The 22765-nt window shown below is 64.3% G+C and carries 19 protein-coding genes and 1 pseudogene; 17 read left to right on the top strand and 3 right to left on the bottom strand.

Annotated features, from left to right (window positions below):
- The first annotated feature begins 151 nt into the window (after positions 1–151).
- From VQ044_RS03105 to VQ044_RS03175, 15 genes and pseudogenes are all read left to right on the top strand, one after another.
- Entirely contained in the window at positions 152–586 is a 435-nt protein-coding gene (locus VQ044_RS03105) for a helix-turn-helix domain-containing protein (RefSeq protein WP_327645281.1), read from the top strand.
- A 182-nt stretch (positions 587–768) separates the two neighbouring features.
- Positions 769–2034 (top strand): methionine adenosyltransferase, encoded by a 1266-nt coding sequence (gene metK / locus VQ044_RS03110; protein ID WP_327623636.1) that lies wholly within the window; start codon positions 769–771, stop codon positions 2032–2034.
- Between the two features lie 6 nt (positions 2035–2040).
- A complete protein-coding gene (trmB, locus tag VQ044_RS03115; RefSeq protein WP_327645182.1) occupies positions 2041–2742 on the top strand; it encodes a tRNA (guanine(46)-N(7))-methyltransferase TrmB in 702 nt (233 codons plus the stop codon).
- A gap of 217 nt (positions 2743–2959) precedes the next feature.
- Positions 2960–3607 (top strand): ribosome maturation factor RimP, encoded by a 648-nt coding sequence (gene rimP, locus VQ044_RS03120; protein WP_442872852.1) that lies wholly within the window; start codon positions 2960–2962, stop codon positions 3605–3607.
- Between the two features lie 126 nt (positions 3608–3733).
- The gene (gene nusA, locus VQ044_RS03125) at positions 3734–5356 is read left to right on the top strand and encodes a transcription termination factor NusA (protein WP_327623638.1); all 1623 of its coding nucleotides are present in this window, start codon (positions 3734–3736) and stop codon (positions 5354–5356) included.
- Between the two features lie 20 nt (positions 5357–5376).
- A pseudogene (locus VQ044_RS03130) lies at positions 5377–6009 on the top strand (RNA-binding protein); the annotation flags it as partial.
- Between the two features lie 147 nt (positions 6010–6156).
- Positions 6157–9210: a translation initiation factor IF-2 gene (infB, locus tag VQ044_RS03135; RefSeq protein ID WP_327645185.1), complete on the top strand. Its 3054-nt coding sequence runs from the start codon at positions 6157–6159 to the stop codon at positions 9208–9210.
- Positions 9211–9405: 195 nt separating this feature from the next.
- Positions 9406–9816, top strand: coding sequence for a 30S ribosome-binding factor RbfA (gene rbfA, locus VQ044_RS03140; protein WP_327623641.1), 411 nt, complete (start codon positions 9406–9408; stop codon positions 9814–9816).
- A complete protein-coding gene (gene truB / locus VQ044_RS03145; RefSeq protein WP_327645186.1) occupies positions 9816–10802 on the top strand; it encodes a tRNA pseudouridine(55) synthase TruB in 987 nt (328 codons plus the stop codon). The genes rbfA and truB overlap by 1 nt, the downstream gene beginning before the upstream one ends.
- 229 nt (positions 10803–11031) lie before the next feature.
- Entirely contained in the window at positions 11032–13221 is a 2190-nt protein-coding gene (locus tag VQ044_RS03150) for a methyl-accepting chemotaxis protein (protein WP_327645187.1), read from the top strand.
- A gap of 247 nt (positions 13222–13468) precedes the next feature.
- Positions 13469–13855 carry a 30S ribosomal protein S15 gene (gene rpsO, locus VQ044_RS03155; RefSeq protein WP_327645283.1) on the top strand — a complete coding sequence of 129 codons (387 nt, stop codon included), beginning with the start codon at positions 13469–13471 and terminating at the stop codon, positions 13853–13855.
- 320 nt (positions 13856–14175) lie between these two features.
- Positions 14176–16299, top strand: a complete 2124-nt coding sequence (gene pnp / locus VQ044_RS03160; RefSeq protein WP_327645188.1) for a polyribonucleotide nucleotidyltransferase — start codon at positions 14176–14178, stop codon at positions 16297–16299.
- A 231-nt stretch (positions 16300–16530) separates the two neighbouring features.
- Positions 16531–16863 carry a hypothetical protein gene (locus VQ044_RS03165; protein ID WP_327623645.1) on the top strand — a complete coding sequence of 111 codons (333 nt, stop codon included), beginning with the start codon at positions 16531–16533 and terminating at the stop codon, positions 16861–16863.
- 85 nt (positions 16864–16948) lie between these two features.
- A complete protein-coding gene (locus VQ044_RS03170) occupies positions 16949–18019 on the top strand; it encodes a radical SAM protein (RefSeq protein ID WP_327645189.1) in 1071 nt (356 codons plus the stop codon).
- Between the two features lie 92 nt (positions 18020–18111).
- Positions 18112–18615, top strand: coding sequence for a DUF2937 family protein (locus VQ044_RS03175; protein ID WP_327645190.1), 504 nt, complete (start codon positions 18112–18114; stop codon positions 18613–18615).
- A gap of 9 nt (positions 18616–18624) precedes the next feature.
- On the opposite strand, the gene fabI is transcribed toward VQ044_RS03175, so the two are convergent.
- The 3 genes from fabI to fabA form a co-directional block, all read right to left on the bottom strand.
- Positions 18625–19476, bottom strand: a complete 852-nt coding sequence (gene fabI, locus VQ044_RS03180) for an enoyl-ACP reductase FabI (protein WP_327645191.1) — start codon at positions 19474–19476, stop codon at positions 18625–18627.
- A 15-nt stretch (positions 19477–19491) separates the two neighbouring features.
- On the bottom strand, positions 19492–20709 hold the full coding sequence (fabB, locus tag VQ044_RS03185; protein WP_327624399.1) for a beta-ketoacyl-ACP synthase I: 1218 nt from the start codon (positions 20707–20709) through the stop codon (positions 19492–19494).
- Between the two features lie 104 nt (positions 20710–20813).
- Positions 20814–21329, bottom strand: coding sequence for a 3-hydroxyacyl-[acyl-carrier-protein] dehydratase FabA (fabA, locus tag VQ044_RS03190; protein WP_206453716.1), 516 nt, complete (start codon positions 21327–21329; stop codon positions 20814–20816).
- A 224-nt stretch (positions 21330–21553) separates the two neighbouring features.
- Between fabA and VQ044_RS03195 the strand changes: the two genes are divergently transcribed.
- Together VQ044_RS03195 and irrA are read left to right on the top strand one after the other, a co-directional pair.
- Positions 21554–22021, top strand: coding sequence for a hypothetical protein (locus VQ044_RS03195; RefSeq protein WP_327645192.1), 468 nt, complete (start codon positions 21554–21556; stop codon positions 22019–22021).
- Between the two features lie 220 nt (positions 22022–22241).
- The gene (gene irrA / locus VQ044_RS03200; RefSeq protein WP_327645285.1) at positions 22242–22688 is read left to right on the top strand and encodes an iron response transcriptional regulator IrrA; all 447 of its coding nucleotides are present in this window, start codon (positions 22242–22244) and stop codon (positions 22686–22688) included.
- Positions 22689–22765: the final 77 nt, after the last annotated feature.

Raw genomic sequence — 22765 nt, forward strand, 5'->3', positions numbered from 1 at the left:
CCGCCGCTATGCACCGCCTACCCCCTGCGCACGATGTGAATTGTGACAAATGCCTAGTCAACCAAATGATCAGTTTCTGGAATGACTGGGAGGGGGTTCAGGCTACACGGATGATGGCCTGGAGATGCGCAGAGACGAAAAGGCCGATCCGATGATCGAGAACAAGAAGAAGCCGAATCCGGTCGATACGCATGTCGGCTCGCGCGTACGTTTGCGTCGCACCATGCTCGGGATGAGCCAGGAGAAATTGGGCGAGAGCCTCGGCATTACCTTCCAGCAGATCCAGAAATACGAGAAGGGCTCCAACCGTATCGGGGCAAGCCGGCTGCAGCGCATATCCGAGGTCCTGAACGTTCCGGTCGCGTTCTTCTTCGAGGATGTTCCAGGCAGTTCGCCCGGTAAGAATGGGCTGCATGAACCGTCCGGGCCGGACTACGTGGTCGACTTCCTCTCCTCCTCCGAAGGACTCCAGTTGAACCGCGCCTTCGTCAAGATCCAGGAACCCAAGGTCCGGCGCCGCATCATCGAACTCGTGCGGACCCTGGCCGACACCTCCGAGCCGGACGACAAGCCCCGCAGCGAGTAAATCGCGCCGGCGGGACACGCCGCACTTGACCTTCCACCCTCGTTGCCCCACACCGCACCGCGCAATATATGTGTCGGGAACCCAATCTCCCGCCACGCAGCTTTTCGTCCCGTCGAACCACCACGCTGTTGAACGGCTGCGGAGTTGAGACGGGCGATTCCCGGAATCGAAGAGGGGTAAAGATGGCGCGTTCGGAATTTGTCTTCACCAGCGAAAGCGTCTCGGAAGGCCATCCAGACAAGGTTTGCGATCGGATTTCCGACGAGATCGTCGATCTGGTCTATCGCGAAGCCAAGAAGACCGGGCTCGATCCCTGGTCGGTCCGCATCGCCTGTGAGACGCTCGCCACGACCAATCGCGTCGTGATCGCCGGTGAAGTCCGGCTGCCGCCAAGTCTGATGAAGACCGACAAGCACGGCAACGAGGTCATCAATCCGTCTCGCTTCAAGTCCGCCGCTCGCCGCGCCATCCGCGACATCGGCTATGCCCAGAACGGCTTTCACTGGAAGACCGCGAAGATCGACGTCCTGCTGCATTCGCAGTCGGCCGACATCGCCCAGGGCGTCGATAAGGCCTCGGACGTCAAGCACATCGATGGGGCGAATGCCCAGAACGAGGGTGCCGGCGATCAGGGCATCATGTTCGGCTATGCCTGCCGCGAGACCTCCGAGCTGATGCCGGCGCCAATCTACTATGCGCACAAGATTCTCGAGCTTCTGGCGGCCGCGCGCAAAAAGGGCGAGGGCGACGCCGGGCTGCTGGGGCCCGACGCCAAGAGCCAGGTCACCGTCCGCTATGTCGACGGCGATCCGACCGAGGTCACCTCGATCGTCCTGTCGACGCAGCATGTCGAGGAAAGCTGGGACTCGGCCAAGGTCCGCGCCGTCGTGGAACCCTATATCCGCGAGGCTCTCGGCGATTTTCCGATCGCCGATGACTGCGTTTGGTACATCAATCCGACGGGGAAGTTCGTCATCGGCGGCCCCGACGGCGACGCCGGCCTCACCGGCCGCAAGATCATCGTCGATACCTATGGTGGCGCGGCGCCGCACGGCGGCGGTGCCTTCTCCGGCAAGGACACCACCAAGGTGGATCGGTCCGCCGCCTATGCGGCGCGCTATCTCGCCAAGAACGTGGTCGCCGCCAAGCTCGCCGATCGCTGCACGATTCAGATCGCCTATGCGATCGGCATCGCCCAGCCGCTGTCGATCTATGTCGATCTGCACGGCACCGGCAAGAAGGTGACCGAGGAACAGATCGAGGCGGCGATTCGGGAGGTCATGGACCTGTCTCCGACCGGTATTCGCCGTCATCTCGACCTCAACAAGCCGATCTACGCCAAGACCTCGGCCTATGGCCATTTCGGCCGCAAACCCGGGCGCGATGGCTCGTTTTCCTGGGAGAAGACCGACCTGGTGCCGAAGCTGAAGGCGGCACTCGCCAGCTAAGAGACGATGTCGGCGCGGGACCATCCACAGCGATCACGCGAAGCGTTTTTCGGCCGCCTGAAGGGGCCGAGACTCCGGCCGCGACAAGCCGAACTCGTCGAGAGCTTCCTGCCGCGCCTGCGGCTGGACCTCGCCGAGCCGGCGCCGACCGATCTTCGCGAGCTGTTCACCGAGCCCGTCGAGGCAATCCGCCTCGAGATCGGCTTCGGTGGCGGCGAGCATCTCCATCAGGAAAGCGGTCGCTTCCCTCACACGGGCTTCATCGGCGTCGAGCCTTTCGTCAACGGCATGGCCAAGCTGCTCGGCCGGCTGCCGGAATCGCCCCGCCCGAATCTGCGGCTTTACGACGACGACGCGACGCGGCTACTCGACTGGCTGCCTGAGGCGAGTCTTGCAGGGATCGACCTTTTCTATCCGGACCCCTGGCCGAAGAAGAAGCATTTCAAGCGCCGCTTCGTCAGTGCCCGCAACCTTGATCGCATGGCCCGCGTCCTCAAGCCGGGAGCGTTGTTCCGTTTCGCCTCCGACATCGAAACCTATGTCGACTGGACGCTCCATCACTGCGGCGACCATCCCGATTTCGCCTGGACGGCTCGCCGCGCCGCCGACTGGCATACCCCCTTCGAAGCCTGGCCGGGAACACGTTACGAGGCCAAGGCGATCCGGGAAGGCCGCCGCCCCGCCTACCTGACCTTCCGGCGGCGATGACGCGACGGCGGTCGCGCCGCGGACTTTCCCATCTTCGCCACGAGAAACGCTTGATGCGTAAGTCCGAAGAGCGTATAGAGCGGACAAATTCTCTGCGATGCGATCGTGAGAGTGGGTCCTGCCGGTCCCGCTCTTTTTTGTTACCGGGGGTCCGGTTTCATGATCGGGCGGGCTTCGGGAACGTTGCGCGGATCGGCGGAGACACACGCAACTGGGCATGATCCGGCAGGATCGAACCGCCCCGCAGCCTTATCGGAGCACCGTGACGACCGCAGCTGATCGCCTCGTGAAAGAGCAAGGACTGGAAGCCTGCATCGCCGCGATTATCGAGCCGGCGATCGAGCAGATCGGTTATCGTCTGGTCCGTGTCCGGATTTCCGGCCTGAACGGGATGACCGTGCAGATCATGGCGGAGCGCCCGGACGGCACGATGACGGTCGAGGGCTGCGAGGCTGTCTCGCGGGCGATCTCGCCGGTGCTCGACGTCGACGATCCGGTCGACAAGGCCTATCATCTGGAAGTGTCCTCGCCGGGGATCGATCGGCCGCTCGTGCGCAAGAGCGACTTCGAGACCTGGGCCGGTTTTCTCATGAAGCTCGAGACGAGCCGGCTGATCAACGAGCGCAAGCGCTACCGCGGTCAGATCGTCAAGGTGAGCGACGAGTCGATCACCATCGAGCGCGACAAGCCGGCCGAGGGCGAGGAGAGCGCGGTGGAAATCCCCTTCGATGCCATCGGCGAGGCTCGGCTGATCTTGACCGACGATTTGGTCGAAGCGTCGCTGAAGGCCGACAAGGCCGCGCGCAAGGCGGGCGGGGATAAGGCGGACGACGACGAGGCTGACGCGGCCGACAGCGGCCACTGAGGTTTCGACGCCCGGCGGGGTCACTCCGCCGAGGCGACGGATTGGACGGCGGCGGCGATCCGCCAGGAATTTGATGAGGTCGGGCGCGGTAGATGCGGCGAGCGACCGAAGGTCAGGAGAAAGAGTATGGCAGTCAGTGCGAACAGGCTGGAGCTTCTGCAGATCGCGGATGCCGTCGCGCGCGAAAAGTCGATCGACCGCGAGATCGTCATCGGGGCGATGGCCGACGCCATTCAGAAGGCGGCGCGCAGCCGCTACGGCCAGGAAACCAACATCCGCGTCGACATCAACACCAAGACCGGTGAGATGAAGCTGCAGCGGCTCCTGGAAGTGGTCGACGAGGTCGAGGATCCGAATACGCAGATCTATCTCGATCTGGCCCGCGACAAGAATCCCGACGCCGAACCGGGCGACTTCATCGCCGAGCAGCTTCCGCCGATGGATTTCGGCCGCATCGCGGCCCAGTCGGCCAAGCAGGTGATCGTGCAGAAAGTGCGCGATGCCGAGCGCGATCGTCAGTTCGAGGAATACAAGGACCGCGTCGGCGACATCGTCAACGGCACCGTCAAGCGCGTCGAATATGGCAATGTGATCGTCGATCTCGGCCGCGGCGAGGGCATCATCCGCCGCGACGAGCAGATCCCGCGCGAGCTGTTCCGCTATGGTGACCGGGTACGCGCCTTCGTCTACGACGTCCGCCGCGAGCAGCGGGGTCCGCAGATTTTTCTCTCGCGCACCCATCCGCAGTTCATGGCCAAGCTCTTCACCATGGAAGTGCCGGAGATCTACGACGGCATCATCACCATCAAGGCGGTGGCGCGTGATCCGGGCTCGCGGGCGAAGATAGCGGTGATATCGAGCGACTCCTCGGTCGATCCGGTCGGCGCCTGCGTCGGCATGCGCGGCAGCCGCGTCCAGGCAGTGGTCGGCGAATTGCAGGGCGAAAAGATCGACATCATCCCCTGGTCCCCAGACGCGGCCTCGTTCCTGGTCAACGCGCTGCAGCCGGCGGAAGTCGCCAAGGTGGTGCTGGACGAGGACGCCGAGCGCATTGAAGTCGTCGTCCCCGATGACCAGTTGTCACTGGCGATCGGACGGCGCGGACAGAACGTGCGCCTCGCGTCGCAATTGACCGGCTGGGATATCGACATCCTGACCGAGCAGGAGGAATCGGAGCGCCGCCAGAAGGAATTCGTCGAACGCTCCGAGACCTTCATGAACGCGCTCAATGTCGACGAGATGGTCGGCCAGGTTCTCGCTTCGGAAGGCTTTGCGACCGTCGAGGAGGTCGCCTATGTCGACGAGGATGAAGTGGCCGCGATCGAGGGCTTCGATCAGGAGACGGCTTCCGAGATTCAGGCGCGAGCCCGCGAATATCTGGAGCGCCGCGAGGCCGAATTCGATTCCAAGCGGACCGAATTGGGCGTCTCCGACGAGCTGAAGGAGATCGACGGCCTGACGACGCCGATGCTGGTCGCCCTCGGTGAGGAGAGTATCAAGTCGATGGAGGACTTCGCCGGCTGCGCGGCCGACGACCTGATTGGTTGGACCGAACGCAAGGACGGCGAGACCACGAAGTATCCGGGAGCCTTGGCGGCCTTCGACATTTCGCGCGTCGATGCCGACCGGATGGTCATCCAGGCGCGGCTGAAGGCTGGCTGGATCACCGAGGCGGATCTGGCGGTGCCGGAGACGGAGGCTGAGGAAGGTGCCGAAGCCGAGACGGCGGACGAAGGCGCCGCCGCCTGAATCGTCGAAGGCAGGTTGCCATGGCCCTCGATTCGGACGAAGAGGACAAAGACGAGCCGGAGGTCGGGGTGAACGAGCGCATGTGCATCGTTTCGCGCAAGGCGATGGCGCCGGAAGACGTCATCCGCTTTGTCCGCGGGCCGGACGGGGCGGTGGTTCCGGATTTGCGCAGGCGGCTTCCGGGCCGCGGCGCCCATGTCGCACTCAGCCGCGCGGCGGTCGACCAGGCGATGCGCCGTAAACTGTTCGCCCGGGCGCTTCGGGCCGAGGTGACGGGACCCGCCGATCTTGGCGCCGTCGTCGATCAGCTTCTGGCGAAGTCGGCATTGGGCGCGCTAGGCATGGCGAAAAAGGCCGGTCAACTGGTGACCGGGGCGGCGAAGGTCGATGCGGCGATCCGCTCGGGTCAGGCGCTGCTGCTGGTTCAGGCGCGCGAGGCGGCGCCGGATGGAATTCGTAAGATGGATGCCGCGCGTCATGTCGCAGCGGCATCCGGCCACGCAACGGTGATACCCGCTTTGCGCCTGCTGGGTGCGGACGAATTGGGTTTGGCGTTGGGTGGGGGGAATGTGATACATGCAGCCATCCTTGCCGGTGACGCGGGCTCGGCTGCGGCGAAGCGTATGCAAGCGCTGGCCAATTATCGGGGCGAAGGCCTTGGTTCGGATCCTGGCGACGCCCGAAATGGGCGTGAGGGAACCGCGACTGAGACTGGGAACGAGATCGGAGCGCCTACAGAGCGACGCTCCAGGCAAGATGAAGGGCGCGGGATCGATCCGGCGCAGGAAGCGGAAGCGTAAATGAGCGATACCAAGTCCGGCGACGATAAGACGCTGAGCGTGAGCACGAAGAAGACCCTGACCTTGAAGCGCGGCGTCGAGCAGTCGACGGTTCGGCAGAGCTTCTCGCATGGGCGCACGAACCAGGTCGTTGTCGAGACCAAGAAGCGACGCATTACCAAGCCGGACGAGCGCGAAGCCGCGCCGACACCGGCAGTGGCAGCAAAGCCGAGCCCGGCCAAGCCGGCCGCGCCGGCGAGTCCCGTAAGCGAAGCTCCGGCTCCGACACCCAAGAGCGCCGCTCCGCTGCCGCCACAGACAGGCGGCAAGCCACCCCAGATTCAGCTTGGACCGAAGCCTGGCGAGGCGCCTGTGGCAACGGCCCAGGAAGTGTCCGAGCCGGCCGCCCCCGAGGTGACTGCGCCGGTGGAAGCCAAGGCCGAAGCTCCGGTCGCTGCTGTGCCCGAGTCCGAAGCGCCGGTGGCTGCGGCGGCTGTGGAAGCTTCGCCGAAGGCGACGCCGACTGCCGCCCCATCCGCGCCTGCCGCATCCGCATCGAAGCCGGCTTCGGCCGCGCCGCGTGCCGCCACCTCCGCCGGGGCTTCGCGTCCCGGAGGGCAAGCCGCGCCCACGCGTCAAGGTGCCAGCCGGCCGGCTGGCCGCGACGAGCGTCGCGATGGCCGCCAGCAGGCGGCTCCGGGAGCCCGTCAGCCCCGTGGCGCAGTTCTCAGCGATCTGTCGTCGCGTGAAATGGATGCCCGCCGTCGGGCGCTCGAACTTGCCAAGCAACGCGAGGCCGAGGACCGGCGCGTGTTCCAGGAAGAGGAAGCGCGGCGGATCGCCGACGACGATCGGCGTCAGCGCGAGCGTGACGAATCCGAGCGCCGTCAGGCCGAGGAGACGGCTCGCCTTGAAGCCGAGGCCGAAGCCCGCCGCAAGGCGGAAGCCAGCGCCGAGCGCAGGGGCGGCGGTCAGCCGAACCAGCCCGCGGGTCCGGCCCCGACACCTGCCGACGCGGAGGCCGCCGAAGCTGCGGCTGCCCGCAGCGGACGGGCCGAACTCCGCCGCCGTCCGGGCGGCGACGACGACGCCAAGAGTGCCCGTCCGGGCGCGCGTCGCTCGGTCAAGGGTGCCGTGGGCGCCGAAGCGCCGAAGCCGGCCCGTCCGGAGCGTGATGCCGGTCGCCGTCGCGGCAAGCTGACCCTCGACAAGGCGTTGACGGCGGACGATGGCGCGCGTGGCCGCTCACTGTCCTCGATCCGCCGGCGGCAGGAAAAGTTCAAACGCTCGCAGCAGAGCCAGCCCCGAGAGAAGATCGCCCGCGAAGTGATTATTCCCGAGACCATCAGTATCCAGGAACTCGCCAACCGCATGTCGGAGCGTTCCGTCGACGTCATCAAGTTCCTCATGCAGCAGGGACAGATGATGAAGCCGGGCGACATCATCGAGCCGGATGTGGCCGAGCTGATCGCGTCCGAGTTCGGGCACACGGTCCGCCGCGTCGCCGAATCCGACGTCGAAGAAGGTATCTTCGGGGTCGACGACGATCCGGAGAAGATGGTGCAGCGGCCGCCGGTCGTCACCATCATGGGCCATGTCGATCACGGCAAGACCTCGCTGCTCGACGCCATCCGCAAGACCAGCGTCGTCTCGGGCGAAGCGGGCGGTATCACCCAGCATATCGGCGCCTACCAGGTCGAGCAGAACGGCCACAAGATCTCGTTCATCGACACGCCCGGCCACGCCGCCTTTACGGCGATGCGGGCCCGCGGTGCGGCCGCGACCGACATCGCCATCCTCGTCGTGGCGGCGGACGACAGCGTGATGCCGCAGACGATCGAATCGATCAATCACGCCAAGGCGGCGAACGTGCCGATCATCGTGGCGATCAACAAGATCGACAAGCCGGGCGCCGATGCCAGCAAGGTGCGCAGCGCGCTTCTCCAGCATGACGTGTTCGTCGAATCCATGGGCGGCGAGGTGCTCGACGTCGAGGTTTCGGCGCTGAAGGGGACCAATCTCGACAAGCTGCTCGACGCGATCCTGCTGCAGGCCGAAATTCTCGAACTGAAGGCCGATCCGACCCGTACCGCGGAGGGAACGGTCATCGAGGCGCAGCTCGACAAGGGCCGTGGTCCGGTGGCGACGGTTCTCGTCGAAACCGGCACGTTGAAAATCGGCGACATCGTCGTTGCCGGCGACGAATGGGGCCGGGTGCGTGCGATCATCAACGACAAGGGCGAGCAGTTGAAAGAAGCACCGCCCTCGATGCCCGTCGAAGTGCTCGGCATGCAGGGAACGCCCCTGGCCGGCGAGCGTTTCGCGGCCGTCGAGAGCGAGAGCAAGGCGCGCGAGATCGCCGAATATCGCCAGCGCGTCTCGCGTGAGAAGCAGGTGGCCAAGAACGCCGGCCAGCGCGGCTCGCTCGAGCAGATGATGTCGCAGCTGCAGGATACCGGCCTCAAGGAGTTCCCGCTGCTCATCAAGGGCGACGTCCAGGGCTCGGTCGAGGCGATCATCGGCGCCCTCGACAAGCTGGGAACCGAGGAAGTGCAGGCGCGGATCATCCATTCCGGGGCCGGCGCGATCACCGAGTCTGACGTGTCGCTGGCGACCGCCTCGAACGCGGCGATCATCGGCTTCAACGTCCGCGCCAACAAGCAGGCGCGCGAAGCGTCCGAGCGCGACGGCACCGAGATTCGCTACTACAACATCATCTACGATCTCGTGGATGACGTGAAACAGGCGATGTCGGGCCTGCTCTCGCCCGAGCGGCGCGAGACCTTCCTCGGCAATGCCGAGATCCTCGAGGTGTTCAACATCACCAAGGTCGGCAAGGTCGCGGGTTGCCGCGTCACCGAGGGCAAGGTGGAGCGGGGCGCCGGCGTCCGGCTCATCCGCGACGACGTCGTCATTCACGAGGGCACCCTCAAGACGCTCAAGCGCTTCAAGGACGAAGTTGCGGACGTCGCGGGCGGCCAGGAGTGCGGCATGGCCTTCCAGAACTACGAGGACATCCGCCAGGGCGACGTCATCGAGTGTTTCCGCGTCGAACACGTCGCGCGTTCGCTCTAGATCACGATGACATCGGATCGCTTCGGTCCGATGTCAGTCAGTTGACGCGAAAAGCGAGCGGGAAACCGATTCCCGCTTTCGCTCGTTTCGCGCCAACGTTGCGCCGAGCGGCCGAGGCTGCTCCGACAGACCTTCCTTGCAATGACGAAAAGCCCGGCGGCAACGCCGGGCTTCCATTGAACGTGAGCGTTATTCATGGCCAGATCATCGAAATCCGGACCCTCCCTGCGCTCGCTGTCTGTCGGCGAGAAGGTTCGGCACGCCCTGACCGAGGTATTGCAGCGCGGCGAAATCCGCGATCCGCTGCTCGAAAATGCTGTCATATCCGTTTCCGAAGTCCGCATGGCGTCGGACCTCAAGCTAGCGACGGCCTATGTCACCGTGCTCGGTCAGACCGACACGGAGCCCTATGTCGCGGCGCTCAATCAGCATGTCCGGTTCATTCGCGGCCGCCTGACGCCGGCGCTCAAGCAGATGAAATACATGCCGGAGGTGCGGTTTCGCGCCGACACCTCCTTCGACAATTTCGCGCGCATCGACGCGCTGCTGAAATCGCCCGAGGTCGTCCGCGATCTCGACGGTGACGACGACGAGGATCTTGGCTGATGGCGCGCCGGGGCAAGAAGCCGAAGGGCCGGCCGATCAATGGCTGGATCATTCTGGACAAGCCGAAGGGCATGGGCTCGACCGAAGCGGTGTCGAAGTTGAAATGGCTGTATTTCGCGCAGAAGGCGGGCCATGCCGGCACGCTCGATCCGCTGGCTTCGGGCATGTTGCCGATCGCGTTCGGCGACGCGACCAAGACCGTTCCCTTCGTCATGGAAGGGCGCAAGGTCTATCGCTTCACCGTGCGCTGGGGCGCCGAGACCACGACCGACGACACGGAGGGGCCGGTGGTCCACTCCTCCGAGACGCGTCCGTCCGAGGCCGAGATCGAGGCGCGTCTGGCCGACTATACCGGCGAAATCGAGCAGGTGCCGCCGAGCTTCTCGGCCATCAAGATCGCCGGCGAGCGGGCCTATGACCTGGCGCGTGAGGGTGAGACGGTAGAGATCGCGGCGCGGACCGTCTCGGTGCATCGGCTGGACATTGTCGACTGCCCCGATGCCGATACGACCGTGTTCGAGGCCGAATGCGGCAAGGGCACCTATGTGCGCGCGATCGCTCGCGATCTCGGCCGCGACCTTGGTTGTTATGGCCATGTGATCGAGCTGCGCCGCGTCTCCGTCGGCGCGTTCGGCGAGGACGATCTGGTGCCGCTGGAAGAGCTGGAGGCCGCCGCTGAAGAGGGGCGCGAGGAGCTGGATGCCGAAGCTCTCGAGGCCGGCGCCAAGGCGCGGGTCGTCGATTTCGAGCCGCTGGACGAGTATCTCGTGGCGCCGGAAGTGGCGCTCGCCGACCTTTACGAAGTGGCGCTGACCGACGACCAGGCGGGCCGTGTCCTGTCCGGCAATGCGGTCCTGTTGCGCGGACGTGACGCGCCGGCCTTCTGCGACGAGGCCTATGCGACCGGCCATGGCCGGCTCGTCGCGCTCGGCGCGATCGAGGAGGGGGCGTTCAAGCCAAAGCGGGTCTTCGGCGGCAAAGGCTGAGGCGAGGTCGGAAAGTGGACCCCGCACACGACCGTGTCCCTAGCTTCGCGTAAGCCGGCCCGTGCAATATGCACCTTCCTTGGCGGATCGAGGTGCCGGTATTGTTGCGCAGTGCAATAGAAAATTTACCCGCACCTCTTACGGCTAAGGAAGCCGCACAAGCCGACATATGGCATCTCGCCGTTCCCCGATTGCTTCCGCTGCGGATTTGGACCGGTGGAAGGACGCCATGTCGCTCAGGAACATCAAATTCTCGACCCGCATCATCGCCGCGGTTTTTCTGCCGTTGCTGGCCCTGTCGGTCTACGAGGCAATCCAGGTCAATACGCTCTGGCGCGAATCAAAGGCGGCCCAGCAGACCGAGATGTTCGCCCGCGAGATGCGCACCGTCTACGATCTCGTCCACGTCCTTCAGGTCGAGCGCGGCAATTCGGCCGGCTTCATCGGGTCCAAGGGCGCCCAGATGGGTGATTCCCTGGCCAAGGCGCGTGGCGCCACGGATCAGCGTATCGCCGATCTGCGATCGGTCGGCGAGGCCTTGGGTCCGGTCGGCAATGCCGAGATCACGAAGTCCTTGGCGAATGCCGGCGATGCCTTGCAGCGGGTGCAGGCGGTTCGCGGCACGATCGACAGCTTCGCAATCTCGACCGGCGACGCACTGGGCTATTACACCGGCGCGATCGCCGATCTGAGCCGGATCGGCAGCGGCATCGTCAAGGCGACCGAAAACCGCGACACCGCGATGAATCTTGCCGCCTATGTCAACATCATGGGCGCGAAGGAACTGGCCGGCGTGGAGCGCGGGATGGGCGCGGGGGGCATTGCCGCCGGCACGTTCTCCCTCGCCGCGTTCGACGCCTTTTCGGCCAAGAAGGGCGCTCAGGAAGCGCTGATATCGCGCTTTTTCGATCTCGCTTCGGAGGATGTCGCGGCGACGAGCCGAAGCTTGTACGGCAAGGGCGCCAGTGCCGATGTGGAGGCGATGCGGCTGGTGATCCTGGACGGAGGAAACTACGGGAAACTGTCGTCGCTGAACGCCGGCACATGGTTCGCCGGGATGACCGAATGGCTGGGAACCCTCGGCTCCATGGGAGCGGCGGTCTCCGACCGGATCATAGCCGACGCGGCGGCGGCGAGCAGCGCGGCCCAGACGCAGCTGACGGTGGTTGCCGCCATCGCGCTCGGACTGTTCGCAGCAATCGCCTTGTCGATCGTTCTGGTCGTACGCAGCATCGTTCGGCCGATCTCGGGGCTGTCGGTCCTGTTGCGCCGGATGGCGAACGGCGAATTCGACATCGAGGTGCCATTCGCCGGCCAACGCACCGAGGTCGGCGCCATGGCGGGCTCGGTGGTGGCCCTTCGTGAGGCCTTGCGGGAAAAAAGCGCGCAGGACGCCGAGCTCGAAGCCGGCCGTCATGCAAGCGATAGCGCGCGGCAAGCCGCCGACGCCAAGCGGGCGACCGCCGAAAGTGAAAGGCTCGCCGTCGTCGTCGGCGAGCTTGGTTCCGGCCTGCGGGAACTGGCCTCCGGCAATCTCTGCCACCGGATCGACACCGCCTTCTCCGGCGAATTCGAGCAGCTGCGAACGGATTTCAACGAAGCGGTCGCGCAACTGGATGCGACGCTCGCTGCCGTGGGGAGCAGCGCCAGGGCCGTGCATGTCGGGGCGGACGAAATTCGTGGTGCCGCCGACAACATGGCCGGCCGCACCGAGCAGCAGGCGGCCTCCGTCGAGGAAACGTCGGCCGCGTTCCAGGAAATCAACACGGCCGTTCAGGGTCTGTCGGCCAAGGCAAAGGAGGCGGGCGATCTGACCTCGCGCGCCAAGGGTCAGGCCGAGCGGTCCGGCGAGGTGGTGCGCAACGCCGTCACCGCGATGGGGCGTATCGAGACGTCGTCGCGGGAGATCGGCAACATCATCGGCGTCATCGATGAGATCGCCTTCCAGACCAATCTCCTCGCCCTCAACGCGGGTGTCGAGGCGGCCCGTGTCGGCGCGGCCGGCAAAGGCTTTGCCGTCGTCGCCCAGGAAGTGCGCGAACTGGCCCAGCGTTCGACCGAGGCCGCCAAGCAGATCAAGGAACTGGTCGCGTCGTCCCAGGACGAAGTCGGTAGCGGCGTTGCCCTGGTCGGAGAGACCGGCAATGCGCTTGAAGCGATCGTCGCCGAGATCCGGGAGATCGACGCGCATGTCGCCGCGATCGCGACCACCGCACGCGAGCAATCGGTCGGGCTGCAGGAGATCAACACGGCGCTGCATTCGATCGACCAGGGAACGCAGCAGAACGCGGCCGTGGCCGAACAGTCGACGGCGGCAAGTCATGGCCTGGCGACCGAGGCGTCGTCGCTCAACGACCTCCTGTCGCGGTTCAAGCTGGCCGAGCAGTCGCTCCCGGGGCGAGCGCGGCGGGCAGCTTAGATCACTATGACATCGGATCGACTCGATCCGATGTCATGATCGGTTTCAGCAAGTCAGCGCGCAATGCGGGCGGACAACCCGTCCCAACTTTTCTTCATTCCGTCTAGGCGCCCTGCTGCGGCGGTTTGTCCGCGGCTGCGGCGATCGCGGCCGGTCTGCTGGTATATTTCCGCGGCCGTCGCTGGCTGTGAGCCATGGAATCGTCCGCGCCGTGCCGTAAGGCTAGTATTCTTCGCGGATTTGGCCTATAGCCAGCCGCAGCGCCGACCGGCTTGTCCCGTCCGCGCTATGTAACGGCCCTCGCTGGACGACATCCCGGCCATGGGCGACCCAACCCTCAAGATTTTCCAAGAAAGGGATTTCGATGTCGATTACGCTTGAGCGCAAAGCCGAGCTCATGAAGGAATACGCGATCAAGGAAGGCGACACCGGTTCGCCGGAAGTCCAGGTCGCGATCCTGACCGAGCGGATCGTGAACCTCACCGAGCATTTCAAGGACCACAAGAAGGACAACCACTCGCGTCGTGGCCTTCTGAAGATGGTCTCCCAGCGCCGCCGCCTCCTCGACTACGTGAAGTCGAAGGAAGAGCAGCGCTATCAGACTCTGATCGGCCGTCTCGGACTGCGCCGCTAAGATAGATACCCGGCGGGCCGGAGTGGGGCGACCCCTTCGGCCCGCCGGTCGCATTTCGGCCCCCCGCGAACCGGCGGGCCACACCAGCCCCGGGCTCCGCGACCCGTTCGCAAGAGCCCGACCACCCGAGCGGTCATGGGGCAGGATTACCGGATGCTTCCGGAACGGCCGCCGCCAGGCAACGACCTGGCGCCTCGGCCGGGCGCTGCCGCCGCGAAGCCTCTCGTCGTCTTGCCCATGACGCGTTTCGGTCACGAAACGCGCTTCGCCTCCAGCACCTATGACGGTGCTCACGGAGCGCAGGATGAAAAGGCAACAACATGTTCAACACCCACAAGGTGGAAATCGACTGGGCGGGCCGTCCGCTCACCCTGGAAACCGGCAAGATCGCCCGTCAGGCCGACGGCGCGGTTCTGGCCACCTACGGTGAAACCACCGTGCTGGCGACGGTCGTCTCGGCCAAGCAGCCCAAGCCCGGCCTGGATTTCTTTCCGCTGACGGTCAACTACCAGGAAAAGACCTTCGCGGCCGGCAAGATCCCGGGCGGCTTCTTCAAGCGCGAAGGCCGGCCCTCGGAAAAGGAGACCCTGGTTTCCCGTCTGATCGACCGGCCGATCCGGCCGCTCTTCGCTGCCGGCTACAAGAACGAGACCCAGGTCGTCCTCACCGTCCTCCAGCATGATCTGGAGAACGATCCCGACGTCGTCGCGATGGTCGCGGCCTCGGCGGCTCTTACGCTCTCCGGCGTGCCCTTCATGGGGCCGATCGGCGGCGCCCGCGTCGGCTATATCGAGGGTGAGTACAAGCTGAACCCGCATGTCGACGAGATGATCGAGTCCAAGCTCGACCTCCTCGTCGCCGGCACCGACTCCGCCGTGCTGATGGTGGAATCGGAAGCCCATGAGCTGTCCGAGGACGTCATGCTGGGCGCGGTCATGTTCGGTCATCGCGGCATGCAGCCGGTGATCGACGCCATCATCAAGCTGGCCGAGCACGCCGCCAAGGAGCCGCGCGAGCATATCGCCGCGGATCATTCCGCTCTCGAGGGCGAAATGCTGCAGCTCGCCGAGAACGAACTGCGCGACGCCTACAAGATCACCGACAAGCAGGCGCGCTACGTCGCCGTCGACGCCGTCAAGGCGAAGGTCACCGCGCATTTCCTCCCAGAGGGCGCGGAAGAGACCAAATATTCCAAGGAAGAGGTCGGCGCGGTCTTCAAGTCGCTGCAGGCCAAGATCGTCCGCTGGAACATCCTCGACACTGGTAGCCGTATCGACGGGCGTGACCTGAAGACGGTCCGCACCATCGTCGCCGAGGCCGGTATCCTGCCGCGCACCCACGGCTCGGCGCTGTTCACCCGCGGCGAGACCCAGGCGCTGGTCGTCGCCACGCTCGGCACCGGCGAGGACGAGCAGTTCGTCGACGCCCTGACCGGGACCTACAAGGAGCGCTTCCTGCTCCATTACAACTTCCCGCCATACTCGGTCGGCGAGACCGGCCGCATGGGTTCGCCCGGCCGCCGCGAAATCGGCCACGGCAAGCTGGCCTGGCGGGCGATGCGCCCGATCCTGCCGGCGCCCGAGCAGTTTCCCTACACGATCCGCGCGGTCTCCGAGGTCACCGAGTCGAACGGCTCGTCCTCGATGGCGACGGTCTGCGGCACTTCGCTTGCCCTGATGGATGCCGGCGTTCCGCTGAAGGCTTCCGTTGCAGGCATCGCGATGGGACTGATCAAGGAGGACGAGCGCTTCGCGGTTCTGTCCGACATCCTCGGCGACGAGGACCATCTCGGCGACATGGACTTCAAGGTCGCCGGCACGGGCGAGGGCATCACCTCGCTGCAGATGGACATCAAGATCCAGGGCATCACCGAGGAAATCATGCAGGTCGCCCTCGATCAGGCCAAGGCCGGTCGTCTGCATATCCTCGAGGAGATGGCCAAGGCGCTGTCGGAAAGCCGTGCCGAGCTCGGCGAGTTCGCACCGCGCATCGAGGTCATGCAGGTTCCGACCGACAAGATCCGCGACGTCATCGGCGCCGGCGGCAAGATCATCCGCGAGATCGTCGAAAAGACCGGCGCCAAGATCAACATCGAGGACGACGGCACCGTGAAGATCGCCTCCTCCTCGGCCAAGGAGATCGAGGCAGCCAAGAAGTGGATTCACTCGATCGTGGCCGAGCCCGAGGTCGGCGAGATCTACGAGGGCACGGTGGTCAAGACCGTCGAATTCGGCGCCTTCGTCAACTTCTTCGGCTCCAAGGACGGTCTTGTCCACATCTCGCAGCTGGCCGCCGACCGGGTCGGCAAGACCACCGACGTCGTCAAGGAAGGCGACAAGGTCTGGGTCAAGCTGATGGGCTTCGACGAGCGCGGCAAGGTCCGCCTCTCCATGAAGGTGGTCGACCAGACCACCGGCGAGGAGATGAAGGAAGACGCCGCCTGATCGGCGGCCTTCTTTCCGACCCTTTGAAAGGCGCGTCCCCCGGGGCGCGCCTTTTTTTGCGTTTTATGACCATCCAGGTTGAAGCCTGCTGGCCAAACCGTTGCCGCCGCAGATAGCCGCGACCAGGACGGGTGCATACATTCCCCTACGGAATTCAACTTGACTATTACCAAACGTCGTTTCATTGTTAATGGGAAAGTACGATGGCACCAAAGTAAGAAAGGATTAGAAATGCCGGAAATCAGCGCAAAAACCCTTTCACTCTTGGTCGACGGGAAGAGCGTGGAGATCAAGAATGAAAAAGAGACCCAGACGGAGCTGAATAACGCGCTCCAAGATCCCGATAAATTCAAGGAATTCGCAAAGAGCCCAGCAGCATTCGCCAAGGAATACGGCCTGCAGATCGACGAGGCGCTATCAGCTCAATTGTCCTCGAAGCTCAAGGACGTCCAGAGCGTCGGCGATATGCAGAAGGTTATGCGGGGCACCAACGAGGCAACGGTCTGGGCCGTGGCATCCGGGTCCTACTCGGTCGCGTCGTCGAAGATCGCACTGGCGTACTGACGCATTTGCGCCAACCTGCTGAGAGACCCCTCGCCCGGTTGGGGAAGTCGGCGGGGCGGTCCTTGACAACGGTGGGGCACAAACCATGGCGATTCCAGTTTCATCCTTTGCCTTCCATTTAACTTATACCTGTCCACTCGCTTGCGCACATTGTTGCTTCAATTCCTCGCCGCAAGTCGCCGATCGCCTCGATCCGGCATTCGTTCTTGAGGCGATCGCTCATATTCCCGAAGATGTGACCCTGGTCGCCTTCACGGGGGGCGAGCCGTTTCTGCATGGTCGCAATCTCGTTCGCTATGTCGAGGCCGCGAAATCAAGATCTTTCAAGACCCGCATCGTAACGAGTGGATATTTCGCCACCTCGAAAAGAGCGGCACGTCTTCGCTTCCAGCCCTTGGCAGACGCCGGCCTAGACGAGCTTTCCATCAGCTGGGACGACTATCACGAGGAGTTTGTGGCTTTCGACTGCGTGCGCACGCTTGTGCAGACGGCGAGGGAGGCCGGAGTCTATACGGCGATCAGTTCCGTCCAGTCCGTCGAGACACTCTGGACGGCTGAGCGGATACGAAGCGCACTCGGAGATGTCGGCTCCGAGGTGGAGATCATTAGTGAATCCGGGCTCAATCTGACCGGGCGGGCGGAGACAGACCTCAAGGACGCCACCTTTGTATCGAACGGATATCTCGGACCATGTCCCTATGTGCTGACTGGGCCGACCATGAGCGCGAAGAACAAGCTTCTTGCCTGTTGTGGCGTCATTCCGGACACCAAGCGGCTCACGATCCGCGAAGCGCCCGATCCGGAAGAAATTCCGGAGCTGATTGAAGCAAGCCTGCGCAATCCGCTTTTTACCGGGTTGTTTCTACGGGGACCCTATTCCCTGATGGAGGCGATCGCTCGCAAGCATGATGTTACAATTCCTCCTCGTGACAAGGTGGGGGGCAATTGCGAGGCCTGTAAGCTGTTGTTTGAGACGCCAACGATCGAGGCTCATCTCGACGCGTATCTGAAAGACATGTCGATCACGTTTCTCAATGAGATGCTGTTGCTAGAATCTCTGGAACTGCTCACTCCGAAACATGTGATGGGCCTGTGGGGAAATAGCAGTGCCACCCGTACGGACCTCTGTCGCCACGAAGCCGGTTACGCTATCTAAGACGGGACTGACTGCGTATCCGGGACAGGAGCGTTCTCGCTGTTGAAGAGAGTGCATACCGCAAGAGTTGATCGGAAACCGACCTGGGCGCTTTGATCGCACGCGTCTTCGCCGCGCTGCTCACCGGCACGGTGTTCAGCCAGTCGGTGGAGTTCACGCAGCAATATCTGCAGCGGCTCGGTGGCGCGGTGGACGAGATCGAAATGGTCGTCGCGCGATTCGACGCCGGGGCGGCACGAGCGGGCGTCTCGCGGGACGCGGCGCTAAAGCGCCTGCGCGGGAATTCCGATCCCCTGGCGGCCCGGCAGGGCGAAGACGCCGCCGCGACGATCTTACGCTCCGAGGAGCTGGCGCGGCGTTACCGTGATCTCGTCGACGCGGCGCCGCTGCTCCGGCCGTTCGTCGCTCTCGGTGATCTGGACTGGGCGATTACCGCGCGAGCCGGCGACGATTATCGTCCCGCTTTGCCAATCACGATCGACGGTTTCGTGCTGACAGCGACAGGATTCGGCCTCGGCTGGGCCTTCGGGGCTAGCGCCCATGGCGCGGCGCGGATGGGCCGCCGCCGATCCCGGCGGCAGGCGCGCGAAGGCTGATTAAACCTGTTACTTGCCGCCTTCGGCGCTGTCGTCCTCGCCCTCGATGACGGCCTTGCGATGTTCCTGCTCCTTGAGTTCTTCAAGCGAAGGCATCGACATGATGTTGTAGCCGGAATCCACATAGTGGATCTCGCCGGTGACGCCGTTGGAGAGTTCCGACATCAAATAGAGAACCGAGCCGCCGACCTCGTCTATCGAGGTATTGCGCCGCATCGGCGCATTGCGCCGCTGAAAGTTGAACATCAGCCGCGCATCGGAGACGCCGGCGCCGGCCAGTGTGCGGACCGGCCCGGCCGAGACAGCGTTGATGCGGATGTTGCGGGGACCGAAATCCGCCGCGAGATAGCGCACCGAGGCCTCCAGCGCCGCCTTGGCGACCCCCATGACGTTGTAGTTCGGCATGACCCGTTCGGCGCCGCCATAGGTCATCGTCACCATCGCGCCGCCATTGTGCATGATGGCGGCGGCGCGCTTGGCGACTTCCGTGAACGAGAAGCAGGAGATCACCATGGTGCGGGTGAAATTCTCCCGCGTGGTGTCGGCGTAAAGGCCCTTGAGCTCGCTCTTGTCGGAAAATGCGATGGCATGGAGGACGAAGTCGATCGAGCCCCATTCCGAATTCAGCGTGTCGAAGACCGCGTCGAGGGATGCCGTATCCTCGACGTCGCAGGGAATGACCAGCTTGCAGCCGATCTCTTCGGCCAGCGGCTTCACCCTCCGCCCGAACGCCTCGCCCTGATAGGTGAGAGCGATCTCGGCCCCTTGCGCCGACAGCGCCTTGGCGGCCCCCCAAGCGATGGAGTTGCGATTGGCGACGCCCATGATGAGCCCGCGCTTTCCTGCCATGAGGTCGCCCATAGTGCTCTTCAATCCTCAGTCCGTCACGCGTTGGAAGGCGAGGCAAGCATTGGTGCCCCCGAAGCCGAACGAATTCGACAGCACCCGGTCAAGCGTCACCCCGTCCATGCGTTCCCGCACGATCGGAATATCGGCGAATTCCGGGTCGATCTCATCGATATGTGCGCTCTTGGCGATGAAGCCATGCCGCATCATCAGCAGCGAATAGATCGCCTCGTGGACGCCGGTGGCGCCTTGCGAATGGCCAGTGAGCGATTTGGTCCCGGAGATCGGCGGGATGGTGTCGCCGAACACCTCGCGGATCGCCTGGATCTCCATGCGGTCGCCGACCGGCGTCGAGGTCGCGTGTGGGTTGATGTAGTCGATCGGGCCGTCGAGATGGGCGATCGCCTGACGCATACAGCGCACGGCGCCCTCGCCGGAAGGCGCGACCATGTCGGCACCGTCCGACGTCGCGCCGTAACCGACGATCTCGGCGATGATGTTCGCCCCGCGCGCCTTGGCCCGTTCGTACTCCTCCAATACGAGGACGCCTGCCCCGCCGGCGATGACGAAGCCGTCACGCGCCTTGTCGTAGGCACGCGACGCCATCTCAGGCCGGTCGTTGAAGTCGGAGGAGAGCGCGCCCATGGCGTCGAACAGCACCGACAGCGTCCAGTGCAAATCCTCGCAGCCGCCGGCGAACATGACGTCCTGCTTGCCCATCTGGATCGCCTCGCAGGCGTTTCCGATGCAATGGCTCGAGGTCGAGCAGGCCGAGGAAATTGAGTAATTGACGCCCTTGATCTTGAACCAGGTGGCCAGCGTTGCCGAGGCCGTCGACGACATCGCCTTCGGCACCACGGTCGGGCCAACGCGCTTGGGTCCCTTCTCGCGGGTCACATCCGCGGCCTGGACGATCGACTGGGTCGACGAGCCGCCCGAGCCCATGATGATGCCGGTGCGCTCGTTGGAGATGTCGCTCTCTTCAAGGCCGGCATCCTTGATCGCCTGATCCATGGCGACGTGGTTCCAGGCGGTACCGCCGCCGTGAAACCGCATCGCCCGCCGGTCGAGCAGCGTCGTCGGATCGAGCGTCGGCTTGCCGTGAACATGGGAGCGAAAACCGAGCTCCTTGTATTCCGGCGCGTGGCTGATGCCCGAGCGTCCCTCTCGCAAGGAGGTCAGAACCTCGCCGGCATCGTTCCCGATGGAGGACACGATCCCCATGCCTGTTACAACGACGCGTCTCATGTCTTTTGCCCTTTTGAATGGAGGGAGATGGCGGCTTGTCCCGCTGGCGCCAGAACTCCGCCTGCCACAGTGCGATCGACTGCCATCACCGCCGGGTCCCCGTTTCAGTCCGCCTTGTCTTGTGCCAGGCCGACCCGCAGGTCGCTCGCACGGTAGATGGTCTCGCCATCGGCCTTGAGCCAGCCATCCGCGATGCCGAGAACCAAGCGTCCGCGCATCACCCGCTTGAAATCGATGCCGTATTCGAGGAGTTTCGTCTCAGGCGTGACCATGCCCTTGAACTTTACCTCGCCAGTCGACAGGGCCATGCCACGGCCCTTTTCGCCCAGCCACCCCAGATAGAAGCCGGTCAATTGCCACATGCCGTCGAGACCGAGGCAGCCGGGCATGACCGGATTGCCTACGAAATGGCAGGGAAAGAACCACAGGTCGGGGGTGACATCGAACTCGGCGCGGATATAGCCCTTGCCGTGCTCACCGCCGGTTTCCGAAACGTCCGTGATCCGGTGGACCATCAACATCGGCGGCAGCGGCAATTGCGCGTTGCCTTCGCCGAACAACTGGCCGTTGGCGCAGGCGATGATGTCGTCGTAGTCGAAGGAGGTCTTTGCTGTTGCCATGGTCCGTTCTATCCGCCCTCAAGTTCCCGGCTGTGTGACGTCCGGTTCGGATGCGCCCTTAGCACGCATGCCGCGCGGCTGGAAACCGCCCGTATCAGCGACCGGCACCTGACCGGCGCGGCCGCGCTTCATTGTCGCCGCTATGTATGCTCGCTCGGGCAAACTTTGATAGAGGCGTCGGGTATCGACGTCGCATTTCATGCCGGCGCCAAGGAGACAAGCCCGTGAAAGGACGCGAAACGGCTGGCCTCGCCATTCTGGCCTGTACCGTCATCGTTGCCGCCGCGGTCGCGGCCTTGCCGGCCAGGGCGCAGAGCTGGACGGGGTCGGACGGAGCCGCGGGCTTCGCCGTTGCGGGCGACTATACCGGTCTGTCCTTCCGCTGCGGTCCCGATGGCAAGGTCGCGATGATCTTTTCCGGGTTTCCCGGCGGGTTGCAGGATGGCGACCGCTATACGGTCGGAGTGAGCGTCGACGGAACGGCCTTTCTGTATGAGGCGACCGCTCGCGAGGGCGAAGCGGACGGAACGTCCGTCCTGGTCAGTCGCGGCTCGCCGGTCGGTCTCGCCGAATTGATCGCGGCGTTGCGCAAGGGGCGCAGCGCGGAAATCTCCGGGCCGGCCGGCCGCTACACCATTCCGCTCACCGGCTCCGGCAAGGCGTTGGACAACCTGCGGCTGACCTGCGGCTGACCTGCGGCTAGGGCATCCGACCAAAAATGGTATCCGGCTTTCCGCTCGCATTCCGCGCGATTATGACATCGGATCGAATCGATCCTATGTCATTGGGGTCTGGTTTCGATGCGTACCGACATTTGTCGCGGCGCCCGTCATCACGTATATAAGCCGAAAGAGCGCGGTCGAGGTCGCGTTCCCGAGCTTGAACAAGATACAAAATTGGTGGCACTCAGCGATGGAAAACCGGCCGCGCACCCAAAGCTTCTGTGTGTTCGAGCGTCTGCGCTCGGTCGGGCTGCGTCCGACCCGGCAACGCGTTGCCCTGTGCAATCTGATGTTCGGCTCCGGTGACCGGCATCTGTCCGCCGAGGAGCTGCACGAAGAGGCGCATGGGGCGGGCGAACCCGTTTCGCTCGCAACCGTCTACAACACGCTTCACCAGTTCACCGACGCCGGTCTGGTGCGGCCGCTCTCGGCTGAAGGCCAGCGCACCTATTTCGACACCAATACCTCCGACCACCATCACTTCTTCGTCGAGGACGAGAACGTGATGATCGACATTCCCGATGGCGGCCTGCGGCTCGAGCAGTTGCCCGAAGCGCCCGAAGGCATGGAAATCGTCAATGTCGATGTGGTCGTCCGTTTACGCCGCAGACGGCCCGACGCTATCGCCGCGGAATAGAACTGCCGAACGTGCGGCCGTTTGCCGTTTCGCGTCGCGGCGGCGAGATGTCTCGCCCGCGGCCCGATCGGATGCGT

This window comes from Aurantimonas sp. C2-5-R2, assembly GCF_036549495.1.
GTDB classification, from domain to species: Bacteria; Pseudomonadota; Alphaproteobacteria; order Rhizobiales; family Rhizobiaceae; genus Aurantimonas; species Aurantimonas coralicida_A.

What these genes read in the sequence shown, in the direction of transcription:
- VQ044_RS03105 (WP_327645281.1), top strand. Translation starts at nt 152, where the DNA reads ATGATCGAGAACAAGAAGAAGCCGAATCCGGTCGATACGCATGTCGGC.
- nusA (WP_327623638.1), top strand. Translation starts at nt 3,734, where the DNA reads ATGGCAGTCAGTGCGAACAGGCTGGAGCTTCTGCAGATCGCGGATGCC.
- truB (WP_327645186.1), top strand. Translation starts at nt 9,816, where the DNA reads ATGGCGCGCCGGGGCAAGAAGCCGAAGGGCCGGCCGATCAATGGCTGG.
- rimP (WP_442872852.1), top strand. Translation starts at nt 2,960, where the DNA reads ATGATCCGGCAGGATCGAACCGCCCCGCAGCCTTATCGGAGCACCGTG.
- trmB (WP_327645182.1), top strand. Translation starts at nt 2,041, where the DNA reads ATGTCGGCGCGGGACCATCCACAGCGATCACGCGAAGCGTTTTTCGGC.
- fabI (WP_327645191.1), bottom strand. Translation starts at nt 19,476, where the DNA reads ATGGGCGACCTCATGGCAGGAAAGCGCGGGCTCATCATGGGCGTCGCC.
- VQ044_RS03170 (WP_327645189.1), top strand. Translation starts at nt 16,949, where the DNA reads ATGGCGATTCCAGTTTCATCCTTTGCCTTCCATTTAACTTATACCTGT.
- metK (WP_327623636.1), top strand. Translation starts at nt 769, where the DNA reads ATGGCGCGTTCGGAATTTGTCTTCACCAGCGAAAGCGTCTCGGAAGGC.
- irrA (WP_327645285.1), top strand. Translation starts at nt 22,242, where the DNA reads ATGGAAAACCGGCCGCGCACCCAAAGCTTCTGTGTGTTCGAGCGTCTG.
- VQ044_RS03165 (WP_327623645.1), top strand. Translation starts at nt 16,531, where the DNA reads ATGCCGGAAATCAGCGCAAAAACCCTTTCACTCTTGGTCGACGGGAAG.
- VQ044_RS03150 (WP_327645187.1), top strand. Translation starts at nt 11,032, where the DNA reads ATGTCGCTCAGGAACATCAAATTCTCGACCCGCATCATCGCCGCGGTT.
- fabA (WP_206453716.1), bottom strand. Translation starts at nt 21,329, where the DNA reads ATGGCAACAGCAAAGACCTCCTTCGACTACGACGACATCATCGCCTGC.
- fabB (WP_327624399.1), bottom strand. Translation starts at nt 20,709, where the DNA reads ATGAGACGCGTCGTTGTAACAGGCATGGGGATCGTGTCCTCCATCGGG.
- pnp (WP_327645188.1), top strand. Translation starts at nt 14,176, where the DNA reads ATGTTCAACACCCACAAGGTGGAAATCGACTGGGCGGGCCGTCCGCTC.
- infB (WP_327645185.1), top strand. Translation starts at nt 6,157, where the DNA reads ATGAGCGATACCAAGTCCGGCGACGATAAGACGCTGAGCGTGAGCACG.
- rbfA (WP_327623641.1), top strand. Translation starts at nt 9,406, where the DNA reads ATGGCCAGATCATCGAAATCCGGACCCTCCCTGCGCTCGCTGTCTGTC.